Origin of the sequence: Vibrio sp. 10N.222.49.A3 (assembly GCF_041475145.1) — a bacterium.
Classification (GTDB): Bacteria; Pseudomonadota; Gammaproteobacteria; order Enterobacterales; family Vibrionaceae; genus Vibrio; species Vibrio tasmaniensis_A.
On record NZ_JBFRVM010000294.1, the window covers coordinates 1 to 283 of the forward strand.

Annotated in this window: 1 pseudogene; it reads right to left on the reverse strand. The window is 46.3% G+C overall.

The features are described from left to right. Positions 1 to 283 (reverse strand): annotated as a pseudogene (locus AB4589_RS25120) (hypothetical protein); the annotation flags it as partial.

Here is a 283-nt window from a genome sequence, read left to right on the forward strand (position 1 = left end):
TTTGTAAGCCGTAGTTAATAATCATTGAAATATCAACGCCGAAGGACCCTGCATAGTTTGCTCGTCTGAACTTCTGCGGATCGTTTTTGGCGGTTTTCTCAAGTACCATCCAGATCATATCTTCAAGGAACTCAGGGTGGCGCCTTGGATCGAGTGCCATTGTATCGCGCATACAGAACCAGCTTCCTCCGCCTAGCTGTTTTTGATTATAGGCATTGTCAAAATACGCAGTATGCAAACCTTGTAGGTAGGCGTTTAAGCGTATGGACTCCACGGTGTCCGT